Source organism: Streptomyces odonnellii (genome assembly GCF_000981895.1).
Taxonomy (GTDB): Bacteria; Actinomycetota; Actinomycetes; order Streptomycetales; family Streptomycetaceae; genus Streptomyces; species Streptomyces odonnellii.
This window is the reverse complement of record NZ_LATD01000220.1, coordinates 31,448-56,786: the sequence shown is the minus strand read 5'-3', so window position 1 is coordinate 56,786 and position 25,339 is coordinate 31,448. Positions and strand designations below refer to the sequence as shown.

Sequence of the window (25,339 nt, the reverse complement as noted above, 5' to 3'; positions counted from 1 at the left end):
GGCGCGGGGGGTCCTGGGGGCACGGCCGCGGCGGTGGGCTCCGTCGGTGTCTTCACCTCGTCCGGATCGGTGATGTCGGCGTCCGGCCCGTACGCCGGGACGACCCCAGGGCTCCCGTCGGCCTCCCCGCGGGTGCCGGTCAGCCGCTCGACCCACTCATGGCTGGCCGTGTCGACCAGGATCAGGCTGCTCAGGGGCTGGGTGGTGCGGTCGATGACGACGACCCGCTCGGGCCGGTAGCCGCGCCACGGTGTCCCGCGATGGATCATCGACCCCTGGGCCACGATGGGCGGCCGCAGCGGACTGCCGCTCGTGCAGCGCACTCTCGGCAGGCCGTGGCTGTCCACCAGCACGGGGGTGCCCGCCTGGAGTACGGACTGGAACTCGACCGGGCCGCCGTTCCGGTACGCGTGGTTCGTCATCCGGACGTCGGCACGCAGGGTGACGGGGGTCAGGCCGTGCAGGAACCGCGTCACGGAGTCCCGGCTGACCCGCGCGCCCTTGGCGAAGGCGGCGGCCTTGGCGGACTCCTCCGTCAGCAGACCGAGCTGCCGGTCGACATCGCAACTGGCGTTGGCCTGGATACCGCTGTAGAGACCGGGGGTGGAGCCCGGCAGGGCGCGCGCCGTCCGGCCGGAGCTGTTCTCGTTGTGCGCGTTGTACGAGTCGCCGCCGCGCGGCTGGGGGCTGGCCACCGCCCGGCTCTTGGCACTGGTCTTGGGCGGGGCGACGGCGGTGGACTCGGTGAAGGGGTCGGGGCCCCGGTCCATGACCGGCTGGAAGAACAGCTCGTTGCTCTGCGGATCCGTGCCTCCGTCACCGTCCCCGCCGCACCCCGCCGTGATCAGAATGCCGGCGGTCAGCGCGGCAAGCGTGGCATGCCGACGACGGTTGGGTGAGCGCACCGAAATCTCCCGCCTGTTTCATCCAGGAATGACCTCTTCATGTCTGCCGGATCACCCACCGCCCCGCAAGCGGGAACGGGCGCGGCACATCCGGGACTTGAACGCGTTCAGGGAGTGGCACTAGAGTGATCACAGAACTTGAACGCGTTCAAGTGCGGGGGTGGTGAAGGATGTCCGCGCTGGTCAGCCGGACCGGAGTGCCCGGCGCACTGTCGGCCGCACCCACCGGGCCATGCCCGTCCGAGCCGCCGTACGCGGCTCCCGTACCGGATCCGACCCCACTACGCCGCCGGTGGCGTCCACTCGCCGAGGGGAGCGCCGTATGAAGCCCGCCGACACTCTCGGACTCAGCTACGAAGAGACCGGTGCGACCCGGCTCGGTCCGCTGCCCGACGGATACCACCATCTCCACCACCGCACCAGGATCGGCCGGGGCCGCCCGGTCTTCGACACCGCCGGAGCCGCGGTCACCACCTGGGCCCTGCACCGCCGCTCGGGCGCGAGGGTACGGGCCGGAGCGCCCTGGGCCGAGCCGGGCACCGCCGTGGAGGTCTCGGTCGGGCTGGGCCCGCTGCGGCTGAGGGCTCCGTGCCGGGTGGTGTGGACGGCGTACGAGAAGGACCGCACCGGATTCGCCTACGGAACCCTGCCCGGGCATCCCGAGTGCGGCGAGGAGTCCTTTGTCGTCGAGCTGCGGGAGGACGGCTCGGTGTGGTTCACGGTGATGGCGTTCAGCCGGCCGGCCCGGTGGTACACCCGGCTCGCGGGCCCGCTGGTGCCGGTGCTCCAGCTCACGTACGCGCGATGGCTGGGCCGTACGCTGCGCCGGATCGCCGCGCGGACCGAGGCGACCGTGACACCTGCGTCACGGACCGCTCGTCGCGGGTGTTCCTGACCGCCGGACTCGCCTCCCCGACGGACGGCCCCCCGGCGCGGCCGCGCAGTCTGTCGGTGTGCGGCGAGCGCGCGGTCGTCTTCGCACCGCGTCAGGTCAGCTCATCCGCCAGCAGGTCCATCAACAGCCCGTCCTGCCACGTGCCGGTGCGCCGGTCGCGCCAGTACGCCCGCATGATCCCTACGGGTTTGAACCCGGCCCTGCTGTAGCTGCGGATCGCCGCGGTGTTGGCCGCGGCGGGATCGATGGTCAGCCGGTGATGGCCGCGCTCCTGAAGCAGCCACCGGGCCAGCGTGCGCACGGTGTCGGCGCCGAGCCCCTTCCCGTGATGGCTCGCTGTCAGGAAGATGTCGATGCCGGCACGGCGGAACTCGGGGTCGGTCTCCTCGTCGAACGTGACAGCTCCGATGACTTCACCCCCGAAAACGACGGCCAGCATGCCCTCGTAGTCGTCCAGGGGCGGCCACCACGCCGCGACTTCCGGCTCTCTCAGGATCCTGTCGAGGACTTCGGAATCCCCTTCTGCCGTCGTGCGCAGCACGACCTCGTTCCCACGCAGTTCCATGCCCTCATTCCCCCCGAGCGGTGAAGGCACCTTCAGCACTCACGAGCGAACCGACCAAAGCGAGCCAAAACCTGAGCGCCGCAAGCGAAGCGCCCCGCACCCCTGGGGTGACAGGGATACGGGACGGCCGGTGTTCCTCAGTCGATGCCCGGCAGGATGTGCGGTTCCGCGAGGTCGTCCTCGTAACCGGCGAGCCGGATGGGGGCGGACCTGGCCCACACTTCGAGGTTCCCGATCTTCTCCGGGCCCTTCTTGGGCTCGGAGGTCTTCGCCGGTCTCTTTTCCCGCTTGGTCGTTTCTGGTGTCACCGCGCGCTCCTCTGTGTCGCGTAACTCTGGGACAGGGCATTCGTCGCGGTGGCGCCGTTTCGTTGACGGGACCGCAGCCGTGGTAGAGGGCCTGTCCCCGCGCGGCCGTCGGGGATGTATCCCCTGCGTGGCCGTACGTACCTCCCAGAGTAACCAAATGAGCGCCTGCCCGCTCCATCGGGTTCACATTCGGGTGAGGTTCCGAGCAAACGGCCGATTATGAGTTGCCGATTGCCCGGCATTGCCTGGCCTTGTCCGGCATTGCCCGGTACCGATCGGTACCGGGCAATGCCAGTGCATGCCGGACTGTTCGGTCACCAGTTGGCGGGCGCGTAGTCCTTGAGGAAGCAGCCGTAGAGGTCCTCGCCGGACTCGCCGCGCACGATCGGGTCGTACACCCGCGCGGCTCCGTCGATCAGGTCGAGCGGCGCGTGGAAGCCCTCGTCGGCCAGCCGCATCTTGTCCGGATGCGGACGCTCGTCGGTGATCCAGCCGGTGTCGACGGCGGTCATCAGGATGCCGTCGGACTCGAACATCTCCTGGGCGCTGGTACGGGTGAGCATGTTCAGCGCGGCCTTGGCCATATTGGTGTGCGGATGACCGGCGCCCTTGTAGCCGCGGCTGAAGACGCCCTCCATCGCGGACACGTTCACCACATAGGCGCGCCGGGCCGCGGTGGCCGCCATCGCCCGGCGCAACCTGCTGATCAGGATGAACGGCGCGGTGGAGTTGCAGAGCTGGACTTCGAGCAGCTCGACCGGGTCGACCTCGGAGACGGTCTGCACCCAACTGTTCGTGTCGTGCAGATCGGGTACGAGCCCGCCCGCGTCGATCGCCGTACCGGCCTCGATCCTGGCGAGGCTGGCGGAGCCGCCGACCAGGGCGAGCGAGGTGACCTCGGCGGCGCTCAGGGCCTCGCTGCCCGCGGCGGGCAGGACGGCCTGGGCCCCGCTGCCGAAGGCGCCGATGACCTGCGAGGCCGGGAGTTCACCGGCGGGCAGAGGCGCGGACTCGGCGGCGAGGAGTTCGCTGTACGCCTGCGGTGACCGGCGTACGGTCTGCGCGGCGTTGTTGATCAGGATGTCCAGCGGGCCTTCGGCGGCGACGGAGTCGGCGAGGGCCACGACCTGCGCGGGGTCACGCAGATCGATACCGACGATCTTGAGCCGGTGGATCCAGTCGTCGCTGTCCGGCATCGCCTTGAAACGGCGTACGGCGTCGCCCGGGAAACGGGTGGTGATGGTGGTGTGCGCCCCGTCGCGCAGCAGCCGCAGGGCGATATACATCCCGATCTTGGCCCGCCCGCCGGTGAGCAGCGCGCGCTTGCCCGTCAGATCGGTACGGGCGTCCCTGCGGGCACGGTTCTCGGCGGCGCAGCCCTGGCAGAGCTGGTGGTAGAAGGCGTCGACCTCGGTGTAGCGGGTCTTGCAGATGTAGCAGGAGCGCGGACGCTGGAGTATGCCCGCGATCTCGCCGGTGACCGAGGAGGACGGAAGCAGGCCCTGGGTCTCGTCGTCGATGCGCTCCGCGGAGCCGGTGGCGGTGGCCTCGGTGACGGCCTTGTCATGGGCGGTCTTGGCGGCCCTGCGCTCCTGGCGGCGGCGCTGCTTCACGGTCCGGTAGATACCGGCGGTGGCGCGCCGGACCGCGATCGCGTCGGGGTGGTCGACTTCCAGCCGGTCGAGTTCGCCGAGCACGCTCAGGCAGACGGCCATGCGCTCGGGGTCGATACCGGGACCGTACGACGGGTCCCCGCCCTGCGCCGGAATCCCGCCGTACGCCGGGCTCTCGCCGTACGTGGGGCCGCCCTCTGTCACCGTCATCGCCGCTGCCGTTCCTCGATCGCTCGTAGCTCGCCCGTACGCCGGGGTCCCGTGTGCGGGAGTTTCTGCCGTCGCGGGCATCCCCGCAGGTCAGGAGCATACCGACGGGCCGTCTGTCAACAAAATCCCGCTATCTTATCCGGCTTGTCCGATGCTCGGCCGCCGGTCGCCCTCCTCCGGGGCCCCCGGGACGCGCAACGCCAGGAACGTGACCTTCCGGCGGAGGCGGAAGCCCAGCGATTCATAGAGCCGGATGGCGTTCGTATTGCTCGCGGCGGCGTGCAGGAAGGGGATCTCGCCGCGGGCGCGTATGTGGTGGGAGACGGCGAGGACGAGCCGGGCCGCGAGTCCCTGGCCGCGGAACTCCGGGGCGGTGCACACCGCGCTGATCTCGGACCAGCCCGGCGGGCGCATCCGCTCGCCGGCCATCGCGACGAGGGCGCCGCCGCGGCGGATGCCGAGATAGGTGCCCATCTCGACGGTGCGGCTCAGGAAGGGGCCCGGCTGGGTGCGTTCGACCAGGTCGAGCATCTCGGGCACATCGGCGGCGCCGAGGTGTACGGCCTCCTCGTCCGGCGCCGCGGTCACTCCGGCGTCCACGAGCTGGACCCCGTCCGCCCGGAACGTGACCTCCCAGCCGTCGGGCGAGGGCCCGCCGTAGCCCGCGAGCCCGACGGTTCCGCCGGGCCCCGCGAGCGCGGCGGCGTCGGCCCAGTCCTCGGCGGCGGTGTCGTCGCCGGTGCCGGGCAGGGCCACCCAGACCGACACCTCGGGCTGGTACCGCAGCAGTCGGCCGCGCCGCTCGGCGAAGTGCGCCTGCGGCCCGGTCAGCGCGGAACGGGCGGGGTTGTCGAGGGGGTGCGGGGACGGTTCGGGGCCGTCGGACCACATGCTCACGCGGCGACCTCGATCACGATCTTGCCCCGGACATGGCCTTCCTCCACCGCGCGCAGTGCCTCGTCCGCGCGGTCCAGCGGAAAGGTCCGGGTCACATACGGGCGCAGTGTGCCGTCCAGGACCAGCTTGGCGACCTCGTCGAGGACCTCCGCCGTACGGGCCCGTACCAGTGCCGCACCGCCCAGTCGGGGCACCGTGCCCTTGTCGGCCGCGCTGATCAGTTTCGTACGGTCCGCCACCAGCTCGGCCACGGCCCGCAGATCGTCGCCGCCGACCAGGTCCAGGACCGCGTCGATCCCGTCGGGCGCCACAGCGCGTATCCGTTCCACGAGGCCGGGGCCCGACGGGACATGGACGGCGCCCAGGGACTCGACGAAGTCCTTCTTGCCCGCGCTCGCGGTGCCGACGACACGGATGCCGAGGCCGCGCGCGATCTGTGCCGCGGCCACCCCCACTCCCCCGCCCGCGCCGGTGATCAGCAGCGTGGCGCCGGGCGCGAGGTCCGCCTGGCGCAGCCCGTCGTACGCGGTGGCCGCGGCGACCGGCAGCGTGGCCGCGTCCGTGAACGAGAGCGCGTCGGGCTTGTGCGCGGTGACCGCGACCGGCAGCAGGGTGTACTCCGCGTAACCGCCCGTGAGCGTGGATCCGAAGACCGCATCCCCGACCGCGAAGCCCTCCACTCCCGGTCCCGTCGCCTCGACCACGCCCGACACCTCGCTGCCGAGGACGGCGGGCAGTTCGGCGGGCGCGGAGCCGGGCCTGACATAGCCGTTGCGCAGCTTCCAGTCCACGGGGTTCACGCCGGCCGCGCGGACCGCCACCAGGAGCTGTCCCGGGCCGGGGCTGGGAACGGGCAGGTCGGCGAAGGTCTCCACCTCCGGACCGCCGTGCCGGGTATGGACATACGCCTTGGAGATGGCCTTGGGCATGGGGCTCCTCGTTCCTGCCGATCACACCGGACCGCCGCCCGGCACAACAGAGTGTGCAAGGCGGCGGGCCGGATCACTATTCCCACGGCCGGCCACGAAGGGCGGTTTCCCCCGGACCACTACGGTCCGCGAGTACGAATGACCGGTCCGTAAGCGCGAACGGCCGGGTCGTGACCAAACCGGAGCGGTCCCGGTCCGCCCAACACGCGGGCGGACCAGGGCCGTTCAGCCGGTTCCGGAGGCGGGGATCAAGAGCCCGCGCACTCCATCGACGCCGGATCGGAGGCGTCCCGTATCAGCGCCTCGTGCGCCGCCCTCAGCCGCTCCGCGTCCGGCTTCAGCACCGTACGGTCATAGGTGAGCAGTCCGTTCAACTCGCCCTCCACATCGCTGATCTGGGTGTAGACCGCGCCGTTGCTCCCCCGGCAGGCCAGTGATCTGACGTTGTCGAGCTGCGCCAGATACTCGTCGGTGTACGCGGCCTGGTCGACCCCGACATAGGTGTGCTGCACGGGCCACGCGTGGCCGGGCACCGCGAGTCCGAGACCGCCGTACTCGCCGCTGACCAGGGCCCTTCTGCCGTCGGGCGCGGGCAGTTGGGCGCTCGGATAGCCGTGCGCGTCGGCGATGTCGCCGTTGCCGCCGTCGACCGCGCCGCAGCAGTTGAGGCCGCTCATGTTGTTGATCAGCCGGGTCGGATCCCATGCCTTGGCCTGATCGGCGACGCGCGCCTGGTCGTACTGGCCCCAGCCCTCGTTGAAGGTGACCCACATGATCACCGAGGGGCTGCTCGCGTGCTGGTCGATCATCTCCTTCATCTCGTGCTCGTACTGGGCGCGGGACTCCGCGTCCGGGTTGACCGTGTTCATCGCCGGCATGTCCTGCCAGACCAGCAGGCCGAGCCGGTCGGCCCAGTAGAACCAGCGGTCGGGTTCGACCTTGATGTGCTTGCGCACGGAGTTGAAGCCCAGCCGTTTGTGTGTCCTCAGGTCGTAGGCGAGTGCCTCGTCGGTGGGCGCGGTGTGCAGCCCGTCGGGCCAGAAGCCCTGGTCGAGGGTGGCCATCAGAAAGACCGGCTCGCCGTTCAGGACCGTGCGCGGGGCGCCGTCGACCGTTTCCACGGCGATCGAGCGCATACCGAAGTAGCTGCCGATCCGGTCCGTGCCGGCGGTCACCTCCAGCCGGTAGAGGTACGGGTCGTCGGGCGACCAGAGCCGTGGATCGCGGACGGGCACGTTCAGGGGCGCGCCGGTGCGGCCGGTGGCGGTGCCGACCTTGCGCCCGCCCGCGTACGCGGTGGCCGTGACCGGCACCCCGTCCCGTATCCCGCGCACCTCGACGGCCAGCCGCTCCCCCGCCACATCGGGGGTCAGCTTGAGCGAGTCCGCGTGGTCGGGTGCGACGGGCTCCATCCAGACCGTCTGCCAGATGCCGGAGGACGCCGTGTACCAGATACCGCTGGGGTCCAGGCGCTGTTTGCCCATCGGCGGGTTCTCGCCGTCGGCGGCGTCGGTGGGGTCGTAGACACCGACGATCAGCTCCTGGGTACGGCCGGGCTTCAGCGCGTCGGTGACATCGGCGCTGAACCGGTCGTAACCGCCCCTGTGTTCGGTGACCTCGGTGCCGTTGACGTACACCTCGGCCTGCCAGTCGACGGCGTCGAAGTTGAGCTGGAGCCGCTTGCCGTCGCCGATCCGCCAGCCCTGCGGGACGGTGAACGTACGGCGATACCACATCCGGTCCTCGTGCCGCTCGACACCGGAGAGCTGCGACTCCACGGGGTACGGAACGAGGACGCGCTCGGGAAGCGTCCTGCCGACGGGCGGACGCTCGCCCTCCTCGGCGGCGGCGAACTCCCAGCGCCCGTTGAGGTTCTGCCAGGCGTCACGGGTCAACTGGGGCCTGGGGTACTCGGGATGGGCGTTGCCCGGGCCCACGTCCTTGGCCCAGGGGGTGCTCAGCTCATAGGTGGAGGTGTTGGGTCCGCTGCTCCAGAAGGCCTCGACGGGCTTGCCCTCCTTCGCCACGAGCCCGCCTGTCCCGTCGTACCGCACATCGGCGGTGCCGCCCTTGCCGACGACCGGTTCCTTGAGGCTCACGAGCAGCCGCCGGGTGTCCGCGGGGTCGCTCCTCACCGAGCCCAGCGGCCAGACGGCGCCGCCGATGACCGCGCCGAGATGGGCGGCGAGCCCGGCGGGCGGACGGGCGAGGCTCTGGGCGAAGTCGAGACGGAGGGTGCGGCCGTCGGGCAGTACGGTGGCGGCGAGGGCCCCGTCGTACGCGAAGCCGTCGGGGAGCCGGAAGGCGGACTGGGGCACCGGCCGCTTCGTACCGCCGGGCTCGGTCCACCTGAGGTGCAGATTCGAGCCGCCGTAGTGCTCGAAGTACTCCACCTTGATGTCGTACGCCTGACCCGCCGTCAGCTCGATGGGCTGCGCGGTCTGTTCCCTGTCCCAGTCGTCGACCCAGTGGTCGATGGCGAGGCGGCCGTCGATCCAGAGCCGGAAGCCGTTGTCGCCGATGATGGAGAAGGTGTGCGCGCCGCTGGTCTCCGGCACGACCTTCCCGGTCCAGCGGACGGTGACATCGTCCGCCCGTCCGGTGGTGGCGGTGAGTCGTGGTTCGAGGTTGCCGAAGTCGATGGCGGGGTCAAAGGCGGTTGCCTTGAGCTCATGGAAGTCAAAGGCTCCCGGGGCGGACTGGGTGTAGTACTCGCCCTTGAGGCCACGGGCCTCGACGGGATCGTCGGTGGCGGCCGAGGCGGCCGGGACCGCGGTGAGTCCCGCGACGCCGAGAACGGCGGCGAGCAAGAGGGCCAGTTTTCTTCGGATGCGCACAAGTCCTCCTTGAAGCTGAGGGTGGCGGCTCGTTGCGGCTCGTGACGACAGTCTGTACAACGTTGGAAGGAGCGGCAGTTGGCATGACAGCATGCCGTTCGTCCGCTGTCCAGGGTCCTGACGGAGTGCGGATCGGCGCCATATATAACGTTGTACAAACTGGGCGGGGGCGGATCCTGGGGGGGGCCGCTCCGGAGGGGAAGTGCCGATGAACGTCAGCCTGAAGGATGTCGCGGAGCGCGCGGGCGTCTCCATCAAGACCGTGTCGAACGTGGTCAACAACTACCGCCATGTGACACCGGCGATGCGGGAGCGGGTCCAGCGGGCGATCGACGAGCTGGGCTACCGGCCGAATCTGACGGCCCGTCATCTGCGCAAGGGGCGTACGGGCATTCTCGCGCTGGCCGTGCCCGAGCTGGGCAACCCGTACTTCGCCGAGCTGGCGGGCGCGGTGATCGATGTGGCCGCGGAGCACGAGTACACCGTGCTGCTCGATCACACCGGGGGCCGGCGCGAGCAGGAGGTCCTGGTCAGCCAGGGGTTCCGGGCACGGGTCATCGACGGGCTGATCCTGAGCCCGATCGAGCTGGAGCCGGAGGATCTGCTCGGCCGCGACCACGACGCGCCGCTGGTGCTGCTCGGCGAGCGGGAGTACAGCCTGCCGTACGACCACATCGCGATCGACAATGTCGCGGCGGCCAGGACCGCGGTCCGGCATCTGCTGGATCTCGGCCGCACCAGGATCGCCTTCCTCGGCGCCCGCACGGACCGCGTCAACGAACCCTCACAGCTTCGACTGCGCGGCTGGCGTACGGAGTTGACGGCGGCCGGGATCCCCGCGCCGGACTCGCTCGTCGCGCCGACGGGCGGCTGGGACCACGCGGACGGCGCGGCGGCGATGGCACGGCTGCTGGACTCCGGGGCGCTGCCGGACGCGGTCTTCGCGTACAACGACCTGATCGCCATCGGGGCGATGCGTGTGCTGTCGGAGCGCGGGCTGCGGGTGCCGGAGGATGTCGCGGTGGTGGGCTTCGACGACATCACCGAGGGCCGCTACGGCACGGTCACCCTGACCACGATCTCCCCGGACAAGCACACCATCGCCCGGCTCGCGGTGCAGTCGGTGGTGGAGCGGCTGCGCGGCGGAACGACGGCCCCGGAAGCCGCTTCGGCACGTGAACTCCGGGCGGATTTCGCCCTGGTGGAGCGGGAGAGCACCCTCGGCCGGCCATGACCGCCGGCCGGCGGGCTGTTGTGGCAGGAGGGGTTTACAGGTCTCGTACAACGATGTAAAAAGCCTTCCGAACACTCTGAACGCACTCTCAACGCACCGATCGACCGTACGAGTTGACCTCCCGTGGGCGCTCAGCGCGCCGGGGCCGCGCCGAGATGGGGTTCCGCCATGAAGTCTTCCGCCGTCCGCCGCCACACGACCACGACCGTGCTCGCCGCCGCTCTCACCGCCGCTCTCGCGCTCACCGGTTGCGCGAAGTCCGAGGACGACGCGGCCGGTGACACCTCCGCCGCCGCCGACGACAGCGGCGCGGGCCAGGTGGTCGCCACTCCGAGCGCCGGTAACACCGAGACCTGCGCCATCGACCGGTTCGGCGGCGCGAAGACCGATCTCGCCGACGCGACCGTCGGCTTCTCCCAGTCCGAGAAGGAGGCCAACCCCTTCCGGATCGCCGAAACCGCCTCCATCAAGGCCGAGGCGGAGAGGCGGGGCGTCAAGCTGCTCACCGCCAACGCGCAGAGCCAGTTCTCCAAGCAGATCAGCGATGTGCAGGACTTGATCGCCAAGGGCGCCGATCTGCTGGTGATCGCCCCGCTCAACTCGGACGGCTGGGGCCCGGTGCTGCGCGCCGCCGCGGCAAAGCAGATCCCGATCGTGACCGTCGACCGGAAGATCAACGCGACGCCATGCAAGGACTATGTGAGCTTCATCGGCTCGGACTTCATCGAGCAGGGCAAGCGGGCCGCGGACCGGATGATCGAGGCGACCGGCGGCAAGGGCGAGGTCGCCATTCTGCTGGGCGCCGCCGGGAACAATGTCACCACCGAGCGCACCAAGGGGTTCAAGGACCGGATCGCGGCCGAGGCCCCGGGCCTTGAGGTGGTGTTCGAGCAGACCGGCGAGTTCGCCCGTGAGAAGGGCCAGCAGGTCACCGAACAGCTCATCCAGTCCAACCCGGACATCACCGGGATCTACGCCGAGAACGACGAGATGGGCCTCGGCGCGGTCAACGCCCTGAAGGGCGCGGGCAAGAAGCCCGGGGACGTCAAGATCGTTACGGTGGACGGGACGCGCAACGCGGTGCGGGGCATCGTCGACGGCTGGATCTCCGGGGTCATCGAGTCCAACCCGCGCTTCGGACCGCTCGCCTTCCAGACCCTCGACGCCTTCACCAAGGGCGAGGAGGTCGCCCAGGACATCGTCATCCAGGACAGCGCGTACACCGAGGAGAACGCCGAGTCCGGTCTGAGCAAGGCCTACTGACGTGCTGTCGGTGACGGGACTGACCAAGACCTTCCCCGGCGCCCGGGCCCTGGACGGGGTGGACCTCTCCGTCGGGCCCGGCGAGGTCCACGCGCTGATCGGGGAGAACGGCGCCGGCAAGTCCACCCTGATCAAGCTGCTCACCGGGGTGTACCGGCCGGACGCGGGCGAGATCGTCCTCCAGGGCCGGCCGGTACGGTTCGCCACCCCGCTGGAGGCCCAGCACGCCGGGATCTCCACGATCTACCAGGAGGTCAATCTCGTCCCGCTGATGAGCGTGGCCCGCAATCTCTTCCTCGGGCGCGAGCCGCGGGGCCGGCTCGGGCTGATCGACTTCGGACGGATGCACCGGGAGGCGGACGAGGCGCTGCGCGCGCTCGGCCTGCGGGTCGATGTACGCAGGCCGCTGCGCTCGCTCGGAGTCGGCGCCCAGCAGATGGTGGCGCTGGCGCGGGCCATGGCGGCGGACGCCCGGCTGGTGGTGATGGACGAGCCGACCTCGTCGCTCGAACCGCGCGAGGTCCGCACCCTGTTCGGGGTGATCAGGGCGCTCAGGGAGCGCGGGATCGCGGTGATCTATGTCAGCCACCGGCTCGACGAGCTGTACGAGGTGTGCGACACGGTCACCGTGCTGCGCGACGGCAAGCGGGTGCACACCGGGCTCCTCGCCGGTCTCAACCGGCTGAGCCTGGTGTCGCTGATGCTGGGCCGCGAGCTGGGCGAGGCGCGCGCCGCGACCACCGGGGCACGCGCGAGCGGAGGCGAACCGGTGCTCGAAGCAAGGGATCTGACGGTACGTCACTCCCTGCACGGAGTGTCGGTGTCGGTGCGGCCCGGTGAGGTGGTGGGGCTCGGCGGGCTGCTGGGCTCCGGCCGCAGCGAGACCGCCCGGGCCATCGCCGGGGCGCTGCCGCCCGACAGCGGTCAGGTGCTGGTGGCGGGACTTCCCGTACGGACCGGCTCCACGCCCGCCGCGATCCGGGCGGGGATCAGTCTGCTGCCCGAGGACCGCAAGGCCGAGGGCATCGTGCCCGGGCTCTCCGTGCGGGAGAACATCGCGCTGGCCGCGCTGCCCGGACTCGCCCGCTTCGGACTGGTCGACGACGCCAGGGTCGACCGGGTCGTGGACACCTTTGTGAAGCGGCTGCGGATCAAGACCGCCGGACCGCACCAGAAGGTGGGCGAGCTGTCCGGGGGCAATCAGCAGAAGGTGCTGCTCGCCCGCTGGCTCGCCATGCGGCCCAAGGTGATGCTGCTGGACGAACCCACCCGGGGCATCGATGTCGGCGCGAAGGCCGAGGTGCGACGGCTGATCGACGAACTCGCGGACGAGGGGCTCGGGGTGGTGCTGATCTCCTCCGACATGGAAGAGCTGATCGAGGGCTCGGACCGGGTCGTGGTCCTCAAGGACGGCGCGGTGGTGGCGGAGCTGACCGGGACCGAGGTGACGGAGGAGCGGCTGCTGCGCGCGATCGCCTCGGAAGGCACCCGGGCCCCGGAGCCGACCGGAGCGCCGGAGCCGCTCGAAGTGGCCGAACGGGCCGGAGCAGCCCGGAGCCCCGACGCCGACCGGAGGGACAGGCCGTGACGACTGAACTGGCCGCGCCCCGGCGCGCACCCCTGGACCGCACCAGGCTTCTGACGTACCTTCAGGAGTACGGCGTCTATGCCGGTGTGGCCGTCCTGCTGCTGGCCAACGTCCTGTTCACCCCGCATTTCCTCTCCGCCGAGAACTTCCGTACCCAGGCCGTCCAGGTCGCTCCCGTCCTGATCGTGGCACTCGGCATGGCGCTCGCCATCGGCAGTGAGGGGGTCGATCTGTCGGTCGGCTCGGTGATGGCGCTGTCGACCTCGCTGCTCTCGCTCTATCTCGGCTACGGCCCCTGGGTCGCGGTGATCGTGGCCCTGATCGGCGGGGCGGCGGTCGGTCTGGCCAACGGCTCGCTGATCTCGTTCATCGGGGTGCAGCCCATTGTGGCGACCCTGGCGCTGATGGTCGCGGGCCGCGGGCTCGCGCTCGTACTGCTCCCCCAGCTCAAGGACGTCCGGGACCCGGGGGTGGCCTCGCTGGGCTCGGGCGATCTGCTCGGCGTCCCGTACCCGGCGCTGATCGCCGCCGCGCTGGCGCTGGCCGTCGCGTTCACCGTACGTCGCACCACCTTCGGCCGGCAGCTTCTGGCGATCGGCGACAGCAGGCCGGCCGCGAAGCTCGCCGGACTCCCGGTCCGCCGGGTGCTGATCACGGTCTACATCTGCTCGGGCGTGCTCGCCGCGGTCGCGGGAGTACTGGCCACCGCCCGGCTCCAGGCGAGCGATCCGACCTCGCTGGGGACGCTGATGGAGCTGTCCGCGATCACCGCCGTGGTGGTCGGCGGCACCCCGCTGAGCGGCGGGCGGATCAGGATCGGCGGCACGGTGGCGGGCGCCGTGCTGATCCAGTTGCTCACGGCCACGCTCATCAAACACGATCTGCCGCCGTCCTGGACACAGATCGCCCAAGCCGTGGTGATCGTGCTCGCGGTGTACGCGGCCCGGGAACGGGGGAAGCGGTGACCACGGTGGAGACAGGCGACTCCGTCGGGACCAGGGCCGGTTCGGTGCCGACGGCCGAGGAGCCGCCCGGTGCGGGCCGGGCCGAGCGGCTGAGCGCGCTGGCACAGCGGCACGGCGCCCTTGTCACCCTGATCCTGGTGGCCGCCGCCGCCTCGATCGGCTTCGACACCTTCGCGACGGGCGACAATCTGGAGAACATGGCGGTCTCCTCGGCGTTCCTCGCCGTGGTCGCCCTCGGCATGACCTTTGTGATCATCACCGGCGGTATCGATCTCTCGGTGGGCTCGCTGTTCGCCCTCGGCGGGGTGCTCGCCGCCTGGGGTTCCCAGTACGGCACGGCCGTCGCCCTGCTGCTGCCGCTCGCGGTGTGCGGACTGATCGGCCTGGTCAACGGTCTGCTGATCGCCCGGGCACGGCTGGCCCCGTTCATCGTGACGCTGGCCGCGATGCTGCTGGCGCGCGGTGTGCTGCTGTCGGTCACCGACGAGGGTTCGACCACCTATCTGGTGGACGAGACCTCCTTCTTCGCCCGCCTCGGGCAGGACACCCTCCTGGGGATCGGCGTTCCGGTGTGGATCACGGTGGCACTCTTCGTGCTGGGAGCGGTCGCGCTGCGCCGGAGCCGGTTCGGGCAGTACGTGTACGCGGTCGGCGGCAACGAGGACGCGGCGGCCCTGATGGGTGCCCCGGTGGCCCGTACGAAGATCGCCGTCTACACCCTGTCCGGGCTCTGCGCCGGGCTGGCGGGCGCGCTGAACGCGGCCTGGCTGGTCTCCGGGGTGACCATTCTGGGCGCCGGTATGGAGCTGGAGGCGATCTCCGCGGTGGTCATCGGCGGCACCCTGCTGACCGGCGGTTTCGGTTTCATCAGCGGGTCGCTGGTGGGGGTGCTGCTGCTGAAGGTCATCCAGAACGTCATCAACCAGATCGGCTCGCTGGACTCGGCGTACCAACAGGTCGTCAGCGGCGCATTCCTGGCGGTCGTGGTGATCGCCCAGACCTGGCTGGGCCGGCGGCGCCGGATGCTCTGACCGTACGACCGGTCACCGCACGGGCCGGGACCCGCACCCGGCCCGTCAGAGCACCCGCTGCCCCTTGCCCAGCGCGATGATCCCGTTCGGCGAGACGGTGTACAGCTCCCGGTCGCGGACCGGGTTGACACCGATCGTCGCGCCGGGCGGGACATCCACGTTCTTGTCGAGGATCGAGCCGCGCACCACCGCGCCCCGCCCGATCCGTACGTTGTCGTGCAGCACCGAGCCCTGCACCACCGCGCCCTCCGCCACCACCACCCCCGGCGAGAGCACGGACCGGGTGACCTGGCCGCGGATGACACAGCCGGGCCCGACCACCGACTCGCTCGCGATACCGCCCGCCACGAACCGCGCGGGCGGAAGCTGGCCGGGGTGGGTGTAGATGGGCCAGCGCCGGTTGTCGAGACGGAAGACCGGCTGGTCCGAGATCAGGTCCAGATGCGCGTCGTAGTACGAGTCGAGGGTGCCCACATCGCGCCAGTAGCCGTGCTCGCGGGGTGTCTCCCCCGGCACATGGTTGTCCTGGAAGTCGTAGACCTGGGCCATGCCCCGCTCGGTGAGCATCGGCAGGATCGAACCGCCCATGTCGTGCACCGAGTTCTCGTCCTCGGCGTCCCGGTGCAGCGCGTCGACGAGGACCTTGGTGGTGAAGAGATAGTTGCCCATCGAGGCGAAGACCCGCTCGGGGTCGCCGGGCAGTCCGGGCGGATCGGCCGGCTTCTCCAGGAACCGCTCGACCCGGGTGCCGTCCGTGGCGGGCGTGATGACGCCGAAGGACGAGGCCTCGGCGCGCGGCACCCTGATCCCCGCGACCGTGACGCCCGCGCCGTTCTCGATGTGCTGTTCGAGCATCTGGCGCGGATCCATCCGGTACACATGGTCGGCCCCGAACACCGCGATGTAGTCCGGCTGTTCGTCATGGACGAGATTGAGTGACTGGAGGATCGCGTCCGCGCTGCCCAGATACCAGCGCGGGCCGAGCCGCTGCTGCGCGGGGACGGGGGTCACATAGTTCCCGAGCAGACTGGACATCCGCCATGTGGTGCTCACATGCCGGTCCAGCGAGTGCGACTTGTACTGCGTCAGCACACAGATCCGCAGGATGTCGCCGTTCACCAGATTCGACAGCACGAAGTCCACAAGGCGGTACGTACCGCCGAAGGTCACCGCCGGCTTGGCCCGGTCCGCGGTGAGCGGCATCAGGCGTTTGCCCTCCCCGCCCGCCAGGACGATCCCGAGTACCGAAGGTCCGCCACGCATCGCCGCTCCCTCTGTTCGGGTTCTGTTCGCCCGGGCACTGTCCGGACTACTTGAGAAGCTCCTCGTACAGCTCGAACGTACGCCGGGCGACCTGGTCCCAGCCGAAGTCACGCACCGCGCGTTCCCGGCCCGCCGCCCCCATCCGGGCCGCCGACTCCGGCTCGTCGAGCACCCGGTTGAGGGCCTCGGTGAGGCCGGACTCGAAGGCCTCCGGATGGCGTTCGTCGTACGGTACGAGCAGCCCCGTACCGCCGTCGTCCACCACCTCGGGGATACCGCCGACCGCCGAGGCGACCACGGCCGTGCCGCAGGCCATGGCCTCCAGATTGACGATGCCGAGCGGCTCGTACACCGAGGGGCAGGCGAACACCGTGGCATGGGTGAGGAGCTGGATCACCTCGGGGCGCGGCAGCATCTCGGGGATCCAGTGAACACCGTCCCTGGTCCTTCCCAACTCCTCGACCAGCTCACGGAACTCCCGGCCGATCTCCGGGGTGTCCGGCGCGCCCGCGCAGAGCACGAGCTGCGCGTCGGGGTCGAGCGCGCGGGCGGCGCGCAGCAGATGCGGCACGCCCTTCTGGCGGGTGATCCGGCCGACGAAGAGGACGAAGGGCCGCTCGGGGTCGAGTCCGATCCGCTTCAGTACGGCGGTGCCGTGGTCGGGGCGGTAGAGACGGGTGTCGATGCCGTTGTGGATGACCCGCACCCTGGCCGGGTCGAGCGCGGGGTAGCAGGTGAGGATGTCGTCGCGCATGCCCCGGGAGACGGCGACGACGGCGTCCGCGGCCTCGGTGGCCGTACGCTCCGCCCAACCGGAGAGGGCGTAACCGCCGCCGAGCTGCTCGGCCTTCCAGGGGCGCAGCGGCTCCAGCGAGTGGGCCGTCACCACATGGGGGACGCCATGGAGCAGTTTGGCGACATGGCCGGCGAGATTCGCGTACCAGGTGTGCGAGTGGACCAGCTCGCATCCGTCGAGCGCGGCCGCCATGGACAGGTCCACCGAGAAGGTGCGCAGGGCGTCATTGACCCCGTCGAGCCCGGCGGCGGCGCGGTGGCGGACCACTCCCTCGTCCCGCTCCGATGCGGAGTCCTCGCTCCCGGCCCAGCAGTGCACTTCGAGATCGGTCAGGGCGCGCAGCTCCCGGGCGAGGAATTCCACATGGACGCCCGCTCCGCCGTAGACGTCAGGCGGATATTCGCGCGTGAGCAGGCCGACTTTCACGCCATCCCCCGTTCTCGCGTCCCCGCCCGGCGATCGCAGCCCTGTCATCGTCACCCGGATCCGGCCCGGACGGAAGACCGCGGCGGTGGCCGGTCGAAGACACAGTCCCCGCAGAGGGCGCCGGTGGGGCAGCGGTAGTAGAGACAGCAGCTCCGGCGTCTGAAGGATCCGACCGGCGACGTGCCGGGAAAGGAGGTGCCGGTGGTACGGAGGTCGGGATGGCCGAAAAGCTCCGCCGCCAGGGCTTCGGCGCGCTCCGCCACCTCCGGCCGGCCGTTCCGCTCGCCCCAGCGGCTCAGTTCCCGGACGGCTCCGGCGAGCGCGGAACCGGCATTGCCCCACAACAGCCGGGGCGAGATCCGCCCTTCGCGCCGCAGGGCGTCGGAGAGCGGGACGAGATGGCCGTACTGCACCACCTCGCGCACGCTCGCGGCGGTGGCGGGCAGGGTCCGGGCGGTGGCGAGGTCCGCCGTGAGAACCAGGTCGTCGGGCGAGGTCAGGTCCGGGTCCCAGCGCAGCTCGCGCGGGTCGAGGCCGGGGACGGCACCCGTCAGTACGGCGCTGCCCAGCGCGACCGACCAGAGCCGGGCGGCGAGCCCGAGCTGCGCGATCGAGGCGGCGATCCGGCGCTCGGGGGCGCGCAGCCGGGCCGCGACGGTGTCGACCCGGGCGGTCAGCGGGCGGTGGTCGCCCTCGTACACCGAGGCGAGCGGGACATGCGCGGGACCGGGCGCGCCGGTCCGCAGTGCGAAGAAGCCGCCGACGGAGGCGATGAGGGCGAAGTCGGGCCGGCGTGAGTGCCCGGTCCCGTCTTGGTGTCGCTGGTCCACCCCGTCCCCCCATCGGTCAGCATCCGTGACATTACCTCTATGGGGGGACATCCGGCTCCACCTCGTACTACGACAGCAGTACACCGGATTGACCTCTTCAGGACGACGCCGAAGACAGCCGGAAGAGAGATCGTGGGCGCATGAGTGCCCTCGCGCTGTCCGTGCTGCTGTCCCTGGTCTCCGCCCTCGCGTACGCGGTCGGCGCGATCCTCCAGGAGCGCGTCGCGGCGCACACCCCCGACCGCCCCTATGCGCCCCTGCACCACGGGGTGTGGTGGGCGGCCGTGGCGCTGAACGGGCTGGGCGGGGTGCTCCATGTCGTGGCGCTGGCGTACGGGCCGCTCAGCCTGGTCCAGCCGCTGGGCGCGCTCACCATCGTCTTCGCACTGCCGCTGGCCGCGCTCTTCGTGGGCCGCAGGGCGGGGCGCACCGCCTGGCGTGGCGCGCTCATGGCGACCGCCGGTCTGGTGGGGCTGCTCGCGCTGACCTCGGGCAGCGACTCCCAGTCGCTGGACGGCCCGCAGCGGCTCGCCCTGGCCGCGGCCACGTTCGGCGCCGTGGGGGTGCTGTTCCTGGCCGCGCGGTGGGTGGGGCGGCCGGCGGTACGGGGTGTGCTGCTGGCGGCCGCCGCGAGTGTGGCGTTCGGGATCTCCTCGGTCTTCACCAAGACCGTCACGGTGGACTGGGCCTCGGACACCGCGGCCGTGCAGGTGCCGAGCCTGCTGCTGATCGCGGTCCTCGGGGCCGGCGGGCTGCTGCTGTCGCAGGCGTCCTACCGGGGCGCCGGGCTGGCCGCTCCGCTGGCCACGGTGACCGTCGTCAATCCGGTGGTGGCCGCGGGCGTGGGGCTGACGCTCTTCGGCGAGGAGTTCCGCTACGGCTTCCTCGGAACGGGGCTGGCGCTTGGCTTCGGTGCCGTGGCGGCTGCCGGGCTGGTCCTGCTCACGATGGAGCGGCCCGGGGTGGCGGCGGGCGGTCCGGGGGCTCCGCTGGACCACGTCACGGCGCCCGGTCCCGCCGGGGCCCCGGACAATGCCGTGGCCCCGGCCCCGGGAGGAGCCTCAGACGCGGATGCCCGCGGCCCGCAGATAGGCCAGCGGGTCGATGTCGGAGCCGTAGTCCGGCCCCGTACGCATCTCGAAATGGAGATGCGGCCCCGTACTGTTACCGGTCGACCCTGACCTGGCGATCCGCTGGCCGCCGCTGACCTGCTGGCCCTCGCGCACATTGAGCGCGGAGAGATGCGCGTACTGGCTGTACTTGCCGTCGGCGTGCCGGATCACGACCTGGTAGCCGTACGAGCCCGCCCAGCCTGCCGAGACCACGTGCCCGGCGGCGACGGCCTTGACCGAAGTGCCGGTGGGGACGGGGAAGTCCACGCCCGTGTGGTAGCCGCTGGCCCAGGAGCCGGGCTGGCCGTACCGGGTGCCGGTGGAGGCGGATACCGGGGCGGATACCGCGCCCGAGGCGGGCTTCTCGGCGCGGGCGGGTGCCTTCACCTGCTGCGGCTTGGGCTTGGGCTTGGCCGCCTGCTGCTGGGGCTTGGGCTTCGCGGCCTGCTGGGTCTTCTGCTCCGTCTGCTTCGGCTTCGCGGCCTGTTCCGGCTTGTCCTGTGCCTTCTGCTTCTTCTGCTGGACGGTCTGCTTGGGCTTCTCGGCCGGTACGGGCTTCGCCGTGTCCTTGGGCGGCGCGGTGGTGGCGCCGCCCTTCGGGGGCGCGAGGACATGCAGGACGAGCTTCTGGCCGGGGAAGATCAGATCGGGGTCACCGCCGATCAGCCCGCGGTTCTCCTCGTACAGCCGCTGCCAGCCGCCCTTGACGGACTCCTCGACGGCGATCGCGGAGAGCGAGTCACCACGCGCGACGGTGTATCCCTCGCGCTGCGTCGGGACGGTGGTGGGGGATGCCTTCTTGGGCCGGCTCTGCTCGGTCCTCGCGCCCTGCCCGGCCTTCGTCTGGATCGGGCCGCTCGTCCGCTCGCTCGCAGCCTTGGGCGTATTGCCGCCGTCGCGGGCGCGGTCCGGGGCGACGTCCGGTGCGTCGCCGCCACGGGTCAGGCCGGCGCCGGGCGAGCAGGAGGGCCAGGCTCCGGGGCCCTGCCCCTTGAGCACCTTCTCGGCTATCGCGATCTGCTGGTCCTTGGTGGCGAGATCGGCGCGCGGGGCATACCGCTCGCCGCCGTACGCCTCCCAGGTGGACTGGCTGAACTGGAGCCCGCCGTAATAGCCGTTACCGGTGTTGATCTGCCAGTTGTTGGTCGACTCGCAGGCGGCGACCTTCTCCCAGACGTCGACCGACGCCCCGTGCGCGGACCCCGCGGCTATGAACGGCAGTGCCATCCCCGCGCCGCCCGCCGTGACGGTCAGCGACGCACGGTTGATACGACTCGGCTGGTACCTGCGGTGCCGACCGGTTGCGGCCATGACTGGGCTCCCCCACTGGCTGTAGGACACGTCGCAAGCGGACAACTTACGGGCTGGGCACGGACCGTGACAAGACCTCAACTACCGGCGACCGGTGCCCGGTTCCCCGCGTCGGCCGCCATCACCGCGCTCACCAGCGAAGACCACGGAGAGCGCTCTCCACTGCTGCTATAAATAGGGGCATGACGGAACACCCGCGACCGGCAGGAGCGCCCACCCTGGAGGATGTGGCGCGAGCCGCCGGTGTGTCGCGCGCGACGGTCTCGCGGGTCGTCAACGGTGTCCGGAATGTCGACCCGGTGATACAGGAGTCCGTGCGGCAGGCGGTGGCCGCGACCGGCTACACGCCCAACCGCGCGGCGCGCTCCCTGGTCACCCGGCGCGCGGACGCGATCGCGCTGGTGGTCTCGGGGGCGGGGGACGACTCGTCCGACGGCTCGGCGACCGCCCCGGCCGTCGCCGCCCGGGGTTCCGCGGAGGGCGACGGGGACGCCGGGCCGGACGGCGCGAACAACTCCTTCACGGCGGGGGTCTTCGCCGACCCGTTCTTCGGCCGGGTGGTGACAGGGGTCGTCAACTATCTGCGGCCGCACGGCATGTACCCGGTCCTGATGTTCGCCGAGACGTCCGGCGCCCGCGACGAGGTCGTCTCGTATCTCCGGCAGGGCAGCGCGGACGGCGCGCTCGTCGTGTCGACGCACGCCGAGGATCCGCTGCCCGAGCTGATCACGGACGCGGGGCTGCCCGCCGTGCTGTACGCGCGTCCCGCCCGGCCGGCCCGTATCAGCTATGTCGATCTCGCCCACCAGGACGGCGCGCGGCTGGCGGCCGAGCATCTGCTGGCGCGCGGCTGCCGGCGCATCGCCACGATCACCGGGCCGCTGGACGTACCGGCGTGCCAGGACCGGCTCGCGGGCTTCCGGGACACGATGGCACGGCACGGCCATCCGTACATCCCCATCGCCGAGGGACGGTTCACCCAGGAGACCGGCGAGAGCGCGATGGAGCGGCTGCTCGCCGAACACCCGGATCTGGACGGGGTGTTCGCGGCGAACGACCTGATGGCGGTGGGCGCGTGCCATGTGCTGCGTGAGCACGGCAGACGGGTGCCGGAGGATGTCGCGGTGGTCGGCTTCGACGACAGCAGCGCGGCGCTGGCGTGCCGGCCGCCGCTGACCACGATCCGGCAGCCGGTGGAGGAGATGGCGGCGGAGATGGCCCGCCTGCTGCTGGACCGCCTGTCCGGCTCGGACCGCGCGGTCACCTCGGTGATCTTCGAACCGTCCCTGGTGGTACGCGACTCGGCCTGACGGCCGCGGCGACTGAACCCGCGGCCCGCGACCTGCGTCCAGGGGGTGTCTTGTCGACCGGGCCGGATCGGTGAGCTGGCTCCGGTGCGTGCGATCGCAAGGCGGAGGAAGGAGCCGGGGCGGAGTCCTGGCGACGGACGACAACACCGTAAGTGTGCGTGCCGGACCCCGCGAGCCCGGCACTATCGGCGGAACACCACCGGAGGCGTCCGGCGGACGCTGCGCCCCCCGGGCTTCCGGTACCGGCCCGCTCTCACCCCGGTGTGCCGCCCGTCGGCGTCGACGCGCGGCGCCAGCGGCGTGGCGCCGCGACTCCGCCCGGGTCCGGTTCGGCGGCCGGCCCGGGGACGCGGGGGCGACTGCCGCCACGGGCCAGGAACGCCGCGAGCGGCAGGGTCGCCGCGCCCACCGTGACCGCGTCCGGGCCGAGCTGCCCCAGCTCGATCGTGGTGCGCGCCGCCGCGTGCGTCAGCGCGTACGCCTCCGCGTGCCGCCGGATCGCGGGCAGCAGATGCGGTCCGATCAGCAGCCCCGCCCACCCGCCGAGCAGAATGCGGTCGGGCAGGAAGAGATTGGTCAGATCGGCGACGGCCGCCCCCAGGCACTCCGCGGTGTCGTCGAGCAGGGACACCGCCACCGGGTCGGGCTCGGGCCCGTCAGGTCCGGGGAAGGCCGCCGCGAGCAGCGCGGCCAGCGCCGTCTCGTCGTCGGCGTCGTCCGGCAGCGGCCCGCCCGCCTCGTACCAGCGCTCGCGCATCGCCTCCGCTCCGGCGTACGCCTCCAGACAGCCGATGGAGCCGCAGCGGCAGCGGCGGCCGCGCATGTGCACGGTGGTGTGGCCCCATTCGAGCGCGCTGCCCCGGCCGCTCTCCTCGACCAGCGCGCCGCCGTGGATGACGCTCGCGCCGACACCGGAGCCGATGAGCGCGATCGCCGCCGTACCGGCGCCCCGGCCGCCGCCGAACCACATCTCGGCCTGCCCGAGCGTCTTGGCTCCGTTGTCGATGAACAGCGGCACTTCGGACGGTACGTCGAGGACCTCGCGCAGCAGTCGCTCGAAGGGCACCGCGGTCCAGCCGATGGTCTGCCCGTGCACCACGGCCCCGTCCCGGCCACCGCGCTCGATGATCCCGGGGACCCCGATGCCGATGCCGAGGAGCTGCCCGGAGTCGGCCCCGGTGTCGCGCAGTACGTCCGCGACGCCGGTACGGACATGGGAGACGATGCGTTCGACATCGTAACCGTGCTGGGCCAGCAGCCGGTCGGTGCGGGCCAGTTCCGTCAGGGACAGGTCGAACAGCTCGACCCGGACCCGGGTCTCGCCGATGTCGATGCCGATGAGCAGTCCGCCGCCGGGGGCGACGCGCAGCAGCGTACGGGGGCGGCCGCCGTCCGAGTCGACCACGCCGGCCTCCTCCAGAAGGCCCTCGGCGGCGAGTTCGGCAACGACGTTGCTGATAGAGCCTGAACTCAGCCCAGTGGCAGGACCGAGCTCCTGGCGGCTGAGCGGACCGTCGAAATACAACCGTTGTACAACCCTGGCACGGTTGTCCCTTCGCAGGTCACGCACCGTCCGTCTGCCGCGCTCTCCCATGGTGCTCCTTCCGTGGACGCAACATACCCCGGTCACAAACCTTGACGCGACCTTCCCTCACCTCTTAAATCACGTCATAAATTAAGTCATGGAGGCCGTTCGACTCCCGAACGCTGCCACCCCCGGAAAGGGGCCATCCCACATGCGCACCATCAGAGCCGCAGCAGCAGTCGCCATCGTCAGTGCCCTCACGGCCATCACCGGCTGCGGCGGCGGTTCCTCCAGCGACGGCGGAAGTAACGAATCGCCCAAAACCCTGACTTACTGGGCATCCAACCAGGGGCCCAACATCGAGGCGGACAAGAAGATACTCACGCCCGAACTGAAGAAGTTCGAGCAGCAGACCGGCATCAAGGTGAAGCTCGAAGTCATCCCCTGGTCCGATCTGCTCAACCGGATCCTCGCCGCCACCACCTCGGGTCAGGGCCCCGACGTGCTGAACATCGGCAACACCTGGTCGGCCTCGCTGCAGGCGACGGGCGCGCTGCTGCCGTGGGACCAGAAGAACTTCGACGCGATCGGCGGCCGGGACCGCTTCGTCGAGTCGGCGGTCGCCTCGGCCGGTGCGGAGGGTCAGGACCCCGCCGCCGTGCCGCTGTACTCGCTGGCGTACGCGCTCTACTACAACAAGCAGATGTTCGCCGACGCCGGCATCACCCAGCCGCCGGCCACCTGGGACCAGTTGGTCGCGGACGGCAAGAAGATCTCCAAGGACGGCAAGTGGGCGCTGGGCGCCGAGGGCGGCAACAACTCCAACAACATCCACCAGGTCTTCGCCCTCGGTAAGCAGCACGGTGTCGACTTCTTCGACAAGGCGGGCAAGCCGACCTTCACCTCCGACGGCGCGGTCGCCGCTGTGAAGCAGTACATCGACTTCATGGCCAAGGACAAGATCATCGCTCCGGGCAACGCGGAGTACGCCCAGAACCAGTCCCTCCAGGACTTCTCCAAGGGCAAGACCGCCATGGTGCTGTGGCAGGCCGCGGCCTCGACCTTCGCCTCGCAGGGCATGAAGCCCGAGGACTGGGGCGTCGCCCCCGTTCCGGTCCAGTCCGGCACCCCGGGCTCCGGCACCCAGACCAACTCCATGGTCGCGGGCATCAACATCGCGGTGTTCAAGAACACCAAGAACATCGACGGCGCCAAGAAGTTCGTTAAGTTCATGACGAGCGACGAAGAGCAGAAGCTGCTCAACAAGACCTTCGGCGCGATCCCGCCCGTGAAGGCCGCGCAGACCGACGCCGCGTTCGCCGCACCCGACCTGAAGGTCCTCCGCGACACGCTCTCCACCAGCGCCGCCCCGCTCCCCCAGGTCGCGAACGAGTCGCAGTTCGAGACGACCGTCGGTGCGGCCGTCAAGGGCCTGTGGGCCGACGCCGCGGCCGGCAAGCCGGTGACCACCGAATCCGTCAAGGCGGCCCTGACCAAGGCCCAGCAGCAGATGGCGCAGTGAGGCT

The 25,339-nt window shown here is 71.0% G+C and carries 21 protein-coding genes; 9 read left to right on the top strand and 12 right to left on the bottom strand.

Annotated features, from left to right (window positions below; genetic code table 11):
* Positions 1-905: DUF6777 domain-containing protein (locus WH07_RS20930; protein ID WP_052744490.1), on the bottom strand; the 905-nt coding region annotated here is incomplete at its 3' end.
* A gap of 322 nt (positions 906-1,227) precedes the next feature.
* Here WH07_RS20930 and WH07_RS20925 point away from each other — a divergent pair.
* On the top strand, positions 1,228-1,800 hold the full coding sequence (locus tag WH07_RS20925) for a DUF1990 family protein (RefSeq protein ID WP_046502152.1): 573 nt from the start codon (positions 1,228-1,230) through the stop codon (positions 1,798-1,800).
* Between the two features lie 91 nt (positions 1,801-1,891).
* Here WH07_RS20925 and aac(6') read toward each other — a convergent pair whose 3' ends face one another.
* The 6 genes from aac(6') to WH07_RS20900 form a co-directional block, all read right to left on the bottom strand.
* The gene (gene aac(6') / locus WH07_RS20920; RefSeq protein ID WP_046502149.1) at positions 1,892-2,365 is read right to left on the bottom strand and encodes an aminoglycoside 6'-N-acetyltransferase; all 474 of its coding nucleotides are present in this window, start codon (positions 2,363-2,365) and stop codon (positions 1,892-1,894) included.
* A 137-nt stretch (positions 2,366-2,502) separates the two neighbouring features.
* A complete protein-coding gene (locus tag WH07_RS40425) occupies positions 2,503-2,673 on the bottom strand; it encodes a hypothetical protein (RefSeq protein WP_198533844.1) in 171 nt (56 codons plus the stop codon).
* Between the two features lie 314 nt (positions 2,674-2,987).
* On the bottom strand, positions 2,988-4,496 hold the full coding sequence (locus WH07_RS20915; RefSeq protein ID WP_408645882.1) for an SDR family NAD(P)-dependent oxidoreductase: 1,509 nt from the start codon (positions 4,494-4,496) through the stop codon (positions 2,988-2,990).
* A gap of 135 nt (positions 4,497-4,631) precedes the next feature.
* Positions 4,632-5,387 carry a GNAT family N-acetyltransferase gene (locus tag WH07_RS20910; RefSeq protein WP_046502146.1) on the bottom strand — a complete coding sequence of 252 codons (756 nt, stop codon included), beginning with the start codon at positions 5,385-5,387 and terminating at the stop codon, positions 4,632-4,634.
* Positions 5,388-5,389: 2 nt separating this feature from the next.
* Positions 5,390-6,310 carry an NADP-dependent oxidoreductase gene (locus WH07_RS20905; RefSeq protein ID WP_046502178.1) on the bottom strand — a complete coding sequence of 307 codons (921 nt, stop codon included), beginning with the start codon at positions 6,308-6,310 and terminating at the stop codon, positions 5,390-5,392.
* Positions 6,311-6,570: 260 nt separating this feature from the next.
* Positions 6,571-9,252: a PA14 domain-containing protein gene (locus WH07_RS20900; RefSeq protein WP_106409641.1), complete on the bottom strand. Its 2,682-nt coding sequence runs from the start codon at positions 9,250-9,252 to the stop codon at positions 6,571-6,573.
* A 115-nt stretch (positions 9,253-9,367) separates the two neighbouring features.
* On the opposite strand from WH07_RS20900, the gene WH07_RS20895 reads away from it, so the two are divergent.
* From WH07_RS20895 to WH07_RS20875, 5 genes are all read left to right on the top strand, one after another.
* Positions 9,368-10,393, top strand: a complete 1,026-nt coding sequence (locus tag WH07_RS20895; protein ID WP_046502141.1) for a LacI family DNA-binding transcriptional regulator — start codon at positions 9,368-9,370, stop codon at positions 10,391-10,393.
* A 168-nt stretch (positions 10,394-10,561) separates the two neighbouring features.
* A complete protein-coding gene (locus tag WH07_RS20890; RefSeq protein WP_046502139.1) occupies positions 10,562-11,656 on the top strand; it encodes an ABC transporter substrate-binding protein in 1,095 nt (364 codons plus the stop codon).
* Between the two features lies 1 nt (position 11,657).
* Positions 11,658-13,244 carry a sugar ABC transporter ATP-binding protein gene (locus WH07_RS20885; RefSeq protein ID WP_079023406.1) on the top strand — a complete coding sequence of 529 codons (1,587 nt, stop codon included), beginning with the start codon at positions 11,658-11,660 and terminating at the stop codon, positions 13,242-13,244.
* The gene (locus WH07_RS20880) at positions 13,241-14,209 is read left to right on the top strand and encodes an ABC transporter permease (protein WP_408645881.1); all 969 of its coding nucleotides are present in this window, start codon (positions 13,241-13,243) and stop codon (positions 14,207-14,209) included. Before WH07_RS20885 ends, WH07_RS20880 begins: the two co-directional genes overlap by 4 nt.
* Before the next feature lie 44 nt (positions 14,210-14,253).
* Positions 14,254-15,240, top strand: coding sequence for an ABC transporter permease (locus WH07_RS20875; protein ID WP_046502171.1), 987 nt, complete (start codon positions 14,254-14,256; stop codon positions 15,238-15,240).
* Positions 15,241-15,285: 45 nt separating this feature from the next.
* Here the strand turns inward: WH07_RS20875 and glgC are convergent, their stop codons facing one another.
* The 3 genes from glgC to WH07_RS20860 are packed head-to-tail and all read right to left on the bottom strand — an operon-like array spanning position 15,286 to position 18,555.
* A complete protein-coding gene (gene glgC, locus WH07_RS20870) occupies positions 15,286-16,503 on the bottom strand; it encodes a glucose-1-phosphate adenylyltransferase (protein WP_046502133.1) in 1,218 nt (405 codons plus the stop codon).
* Between the two features lie 46 nt (positions 16,504-16,549).
* Complete coding sequence (gene glgA, locus WH07_RS20865) at positions 16,550-17,725, bottom strand: glycogen synthase (RefSeq protein ID WP_046502131.1); 1,176 nt, start codon at positions 17,723-17,725, stop codon at positions 16,550-16,552.
* Positions 17,726-17,775: 50 nt separating this feature from the next.
* Positions 17,776-18,555 (bottom strand): IucA/IucC family C-terminal-domain containing protein, encoded by a 780-nt coding sequence (locus WH07_RS20860; RefSeq protein WP_046502129.1) that lies wholly within the window; start codon positions 18,553-18,555, stop codon positions 17,776-17,778.
* Positions 18,556-18,695: 140 nt separating this feature from the next.
* Between WH07_RS20860 and WH07_RS20855 the strand changes: the two genes are divergently transcribed.
* Positions 18,696-19,736: a DMT family transporter gene (locus WH07_RS20855; RefSeq protein WP_107073648.1), complete on the top strand. Its 1,041-nt coding sequence runs from the start codon at positions 18,696-18,698 to the stop codon at positions 19,734-19,736.
* On the opposite strand, the gene WH07_RS20850 is transcribed toward WH07_RS20855, so the two are convergent.
* Positions 19,617-20,978, bottom strand: a complete 1,362-nt coding sequence (locus WH07_RS20850) for a transglycosylase family protein (protein ID WP_046502126.1) — start codon at positions 20,976-20,978, stop codon at positions 19,617-19,619. The genes WH07_RS20855 and WH07_RS20850 overlap by 120 nt on opposite strands.
* 182 nt (positions 20,979-21,160) lie before the next feature.
* Between WH07_RS20850 and WH07_RS20845 the strand changes: the two genes are divergently transcribed.
* Positions 21,161-22,288 carry a LacI family DNA-binding transcriptional regulator gene (locus WH07_RS20845; protein WP_046502123.1) on the top strand — a complete coding sequence of 376 codons (1,128 nt, stop codon included), beginning with the start codon at positions 21,161-21,163 and terminating at the stop codon, positions 22,286-22,288.
* Positions 22,289-22,541: 253 nt separating this feature from the next.
* Here WH07_RS20845 and WH07_RS20840 read toward each other — a convergent pair whose 3' ends face one another.
* The gene (locus tag WH07_RS20840; protein WP_079023404.1) at positions 22,542-23,882 is read right to left on the bottom strand and encodes an ROK family transcriptional regulator; all 1,341 of its coding nucleotides are present in this window, start codon (positions 23,880-23,882) and stop codon (positions 22,542-22,544) included.
* A gap of 142 nt (positions 23,883-24,024) precedes the next feature.
* On the opposite strand from WH07_RS20840, the gene WH07_RS20835 reads away from it, so the two are divergent.
* Entirely contained in the window at positions 24,025-25,335 is a 1,311-nt protein-coding gene (locus WH07_RS20835; RefSeq protein WP_046502119.1) for an ABC transporter substrate-binding protein, read from the top strand.
* The last annotated feature ends 4 nt before the right edge of the window (positions 25,336-25,339 follow it).

Bases quoted from the DNA above. Each gene is read 5' to 3' on its own strand.
- WH07_RS20925 (WP_046502152.1), top strand. From the start codon at position 1,228: ATGAAGCCCGCCGACACTCTCGGACTCAGCTACGAAGAGACCGGTGCG.
- WH07_RS20915 (WP_408645882.1), bottom strand. From the start codon at position 4,496: ATGACGGTGACAGAGGGCGGCCCCACGTACGGCGAGAGCCCGGCGTAC.
- WH07_RS20910 (WP_046502146.1), bottom strand. From the start codon at position 5,387: ATGTGGTCCGACGGCCCCGAACCGTCCCCGCACCCCCTCGACAACCCC.
- WH07_RS20900 (WP_106409641.1), bottom strand. From the start codon at position 9,252: ATGCTGTCATGCCAACTGCCGCTCCTTCCAACGTTGTACAGACTGTCG.
- WH07_RS20895 (WP_046502141.1), top strand. From the start codon at position 9,368: ATGAACGTCAGCCTGAAGGATGTCGCGGAGCGCGCGGGCGTCTCCATC.
- WH07_RS20890 (WP_046502139.1), top strand. From the start codon at position 10,562: ATGAAGTCTTCCGCCGTCCGCCGCCACACGACCACGACCGTGCTCGCC.
- glgC (WP_046502133.1), bottom strand. From the start codon at position 16,503: ATGCGTGGCGGACCTTCGGTACTCGGGATCGTCCTGGCGGGCGGGGAG.
- WH07_RS20855 (WP_107073648.1), top strand. From the start codon at position 18,696: ATGAGTGCCCTCGCGCTGTCCGTGCTGCTGTCCCTGGTCTCCGCCCTC.
- WH07_RS20850 (WP_046502126.1), bottom strand. From the start codon at position 20,978: ATGGCCGCAACCGGTCGGCACCGCAGGTACCAGCCGAGTCGTATCAAC.
- WH07_RS20845 (WP_046502123.1), top strand. From the start codon at position 21,161: ATGACGGAACACCCGCGACCGGCAGGAGCGCCCACCCTGGAGGATGTG.
- WH07_RS20840 (WP_079023404.1), bottom strand. From the start codon at position 23,882: ATGGGAGAGCGCGGCAGACGGACGGTGCGTGACCTGCGAAGGGACAAC.
- WH07_RS20835 (WP_046502119.1), top strand. From the start codon at position 24,025: ATGCGCACCATCAGAGCCGCAGCAGCAGTCGCCATCGTCAGTGCCCTC.